This is a genomic window from Sphingomonas bacterium (assembly GCF_903643065.1).
Taxonomy (GTDB): Bacteria; Pseudomonadota; Alphaproteobacteria; order Sphingomonadales; family Sphingomonadaceae; genus Sphingomonas.
Window position 1 is genome coordinate 1 of the sequence record NZ_CAHJWX010000420.1, and the last position, 2807, is coordinate 2807.

General features: G+C 69.3%; 3 protein-coding genes. 1 reads left to right on the forward strand and 2 read right to left on the reverse strand.

Annotation, left to right across the window (positions count from 1 at the left end):
- The first annotated feature begins 219 nt into the window (after positions 1-219).
- Complete coding sequence (rpsD, locus tag HUU95_RS13215) at positions 220-834, forward strand: 30S ribosomal protein S4 (protein ID WP_174280527.1); 615 nt, start codon at positions 220-222, stop codon at positions 832-834.
- Between the two features lie 161 nt (positions 835-995).
- Here rpsD and pal read toward each other — a convergent pair whose 3' ends face one another.
- Together pal and tolB are read right to left on the reverse strand one after the other, a co-directional pair.
- Positions 996-1514: a peptidoglycan-associated lipoprotein Pal gene (gene pal / locus HUU95_RS13220; RefSeq protein ID WP_174280528.1), complete on the reverse strand. Its 519-nt coding sequence runs from the start codon at positions 1512-1514 to the stop codon at positions 996-998.
- Between the two features lie 23 nt (positions 1515-1537).
- Positions 1538-2807 (reverse strand): Tol-Pal system beta propeller repeat protein TolB (tolB, locus tag HUU95_RS13225; RefSeq protein WP_174280529.1); only part of this gene is annotated, 1270 nt, incomplete at its 5' end.

Here is a 2807-nt window from a genome sequence, read left to right on the forward strand (position 1 = left end):
GCAATCGGGACCGGCGGGCGGCGGAATGTCCATGCGGCCAGCGCCTTAGCGGGCGGCGGCCGTCCGTCCAGCGGCTTGACTTCGCGCGGCCTTCGCCATACCCGCCGGCGCCTCGCGATTTGGCCCCGCACTCCGGTGAAGCGGTGGCCCCGCGTCCGCTTGTCGGGCGTGGAGCGGTGACCGGAACCGACGTTGTCCGCCGATCGAAGGGAATATCCGATGTCCAAGCGCTCCAGCGCCAAGCACAAGCTCGACCGCCGTCTCGGCGAGAACATCTGGGGCCGGCCCAAGTCGCCGGTCAATAAGCGCGAATACGGCCCCGGCCAGCACGGCCAGCGCCGCAAGGGCAAGGTCTCCGATTTCGGTATCCAGCTGCGCGCCAAGCAGAAGCTCAAGGGCTATTACGGCGACGTCACCGAGAAGCAGTTCAAGGCGTCGTATATCGAGGCGTCGCGGATGAAGGGCGACACCGGCCAGAACCTGATCGGCCTGCTGGAGCAGCGGCTGGACATGATCGTCTATCGCGCCAAGTTCGCGCCGACGATCTTCGCCGCGCGCCAGCTGGTCAGCCACGGCCATGTCCGCGTCAACGGCGTCAAGTGCAACATCGCCTCGCGCCGCTGCTTCATCGGCGACGAGATCACGCTGGGCACCAAGGCGCAGGAGATGGCGCTGGTGCTGGAGGCGCGCAACCTGGCCGAGCGCGAGGTGCCCGACTATGTGGCGGCCGACGGCACCGCCAAGGTGACCTTCACGCGCGTGCCGCAACTCGACGAGGTGCCGTATCCGGTGAAGATGGAGCCCAATCTGGTCGTCGAGTTCTACTCGCGGTAGGTTTCGTCCTGCTCAGGATAATCCGTTCGTCCCGAGCGAAGTCGAGGGACCGAGCCTAGTACGGTGTCTCGACTTCGCTCGACACGAACGGGTCAGGGTTCAGTCTGAACAGGACAGCCCTACGTCCTGAGGCGGGGTAGCCGGGCCTGCGCCGCCGCGCGTCAGTTCAGCACCACCGTCACCGCGCGGCGGTTCTGCGCGTAGCTCGCGTCGTCGGAGCCGAGGGCCAGCGGGCGTTCCTTGCCGTAGCTGATCGTGGTCATCCGGCCGGTGTCGATGCCCCTGGTGGCGAGATAGTTCTTGGCGGCGTTGGCGCGGCGGTCGCCCAGCGCGAGGTTGTACTCGCGCGTGCCGCGCTCGTCGCAATGGCCCTCGATCGTGATGCGGACCCGCGGATAGCGCTGCAGCCACGCGACCTGCCCGTCGAGGATCGCGCGCGCGGCCGGATCGATGTCATATTGGTCGACGCCGAAATTGACCGTGTTCGACTGGACGGAGCGCGTGAAGTCCTCGTTCGAGCCGGGCCGGATCGCGCCGTCCGCCGGCGCTCCCGTTGCCACCGGGGCACCCTCGGCAGGCTCGGCAATCGGCGGCGGCGGCAGCTGCGCGGGGCGCTTCTTGGCGCAGCCGGCGACCGCGACCAGGGCGGTCGCGGCCAGCAACAAGTGGGTAGTCTTCATGGCGGTTCTCCCAGTATGCAAATTCATGGCCGGAGCGGTCCCCAGGCGGGGTCGGACCCGCCCAGCCCGCGCGGCGTGAGGATGCGGCGCTCGTTGACGCCCGTCAGGTCGACCGACCAGACCTCCGCCGTGCCCGTGTCGCCACGCCCGGAGCGGAAGAAGGTGACGACGCGGCCGTTGGGCGACCAGCTGGGGCCTTCGTCCTGCCAGTCATCGGTGAGCAGCTTCTCGCCCCCGCCCGACGGCGACATGATGCCGATGCGGAACGAGCCGGCCAGCCGCGTGAAGGCGATCAGGTCGCCGCGCGGGCTCCACACGGGCGTCGCGTAGCGACCGCCGCCGAAGCTGATGCGCTGCTGGTCGGAGCCGTCGGCGTTCATCACGTAGAGCTGCTGCCCGCCCGAACGGTCGCTCTCGAACACGATGCGGCGGCCGTCGGGCGAATAGCTGCCGCCGGTGTCGATGCCGGGCGAGGTGGTAAGCCGTTGCGGCGTCCCGCCCTCGCTCGACACTCGGTACAGGTCGGTGTTTCCCGCCGTCGCCATCGAATAAAGGATGAAGCGGCCATCGGGCGAGAAGCGTGGCGCGAAGGTGGTCGCGGCGTTGCTCGCCACCAGCCGCTGCCGCCCCGAACCGATGTCGTACACATAGATCGACGGCACGCGGCCGGCGTAGCTCATATATACGATCGACTGCTGGTTGGGCGCGAAGCGCGGGGTCAGCACGATCGACTGGCCGTTGGTGAGGAAGCGGTGGTTGGCGCCGTCCTGGTCCATGATCGCCAGCCGCTTGATCCGGTGCGCCTTGGGCCCGGCCTCGGACACATAGACGATGCGGCTGTCGAAATACGGGCCTTCGCCGGTCAGGCGCGCGTAGATCGAGTCGGCGCATTTGTGCCCCGCCCGGCGCCAGTCGGCGGGCGCGACGACGAAGCCCTGCCGCGCCAGCTCGATCTTGGCGAGCACGTCGTACAGGTAGCAGCCGACCGTCAGCGTGCCGTCGCCATTGGCGCGCACGAAGCCCTGGACGAGCGCCTGCGCGCCCGTGCCGCCCCAGTAATCGAACTGGGGCGCGTTGACCTCGGCGAAGGCGACGGGGTGGAGCTGGCCGGGCGACAGCGGCGTGAACAGGCCGGAGCCCTTGAGGTCGGCGGCGACGATGTCGGCCAGCTGCCGCCCGAGCGCGTCGGTGCCGCCGGCGGGCGTGTCGACGCTGGCGGCGGCGGGCATGACCGGGATCGCGATCGGCAACGGCGCGGAGATGCCGCCGGTGACGGACACTTCGAGCGGCGGG

Excerpts from the sequence above, each read along its gene's own strand:
- rpsD (WP_174280527.1), top strand. The coding sequence starts at position 220 with ATGTCCAAGCGCTCCAGCGCCAAGCACAAGCTCGACCGCCGTCTCGGC.
- pal (WP_174280528.1), bottom strand. The coding sequence starts at position 1,514 with ATGAAGACTACCCACTTGTTGCTGGCCGCGACCGCCCTGGTCGCGGTC.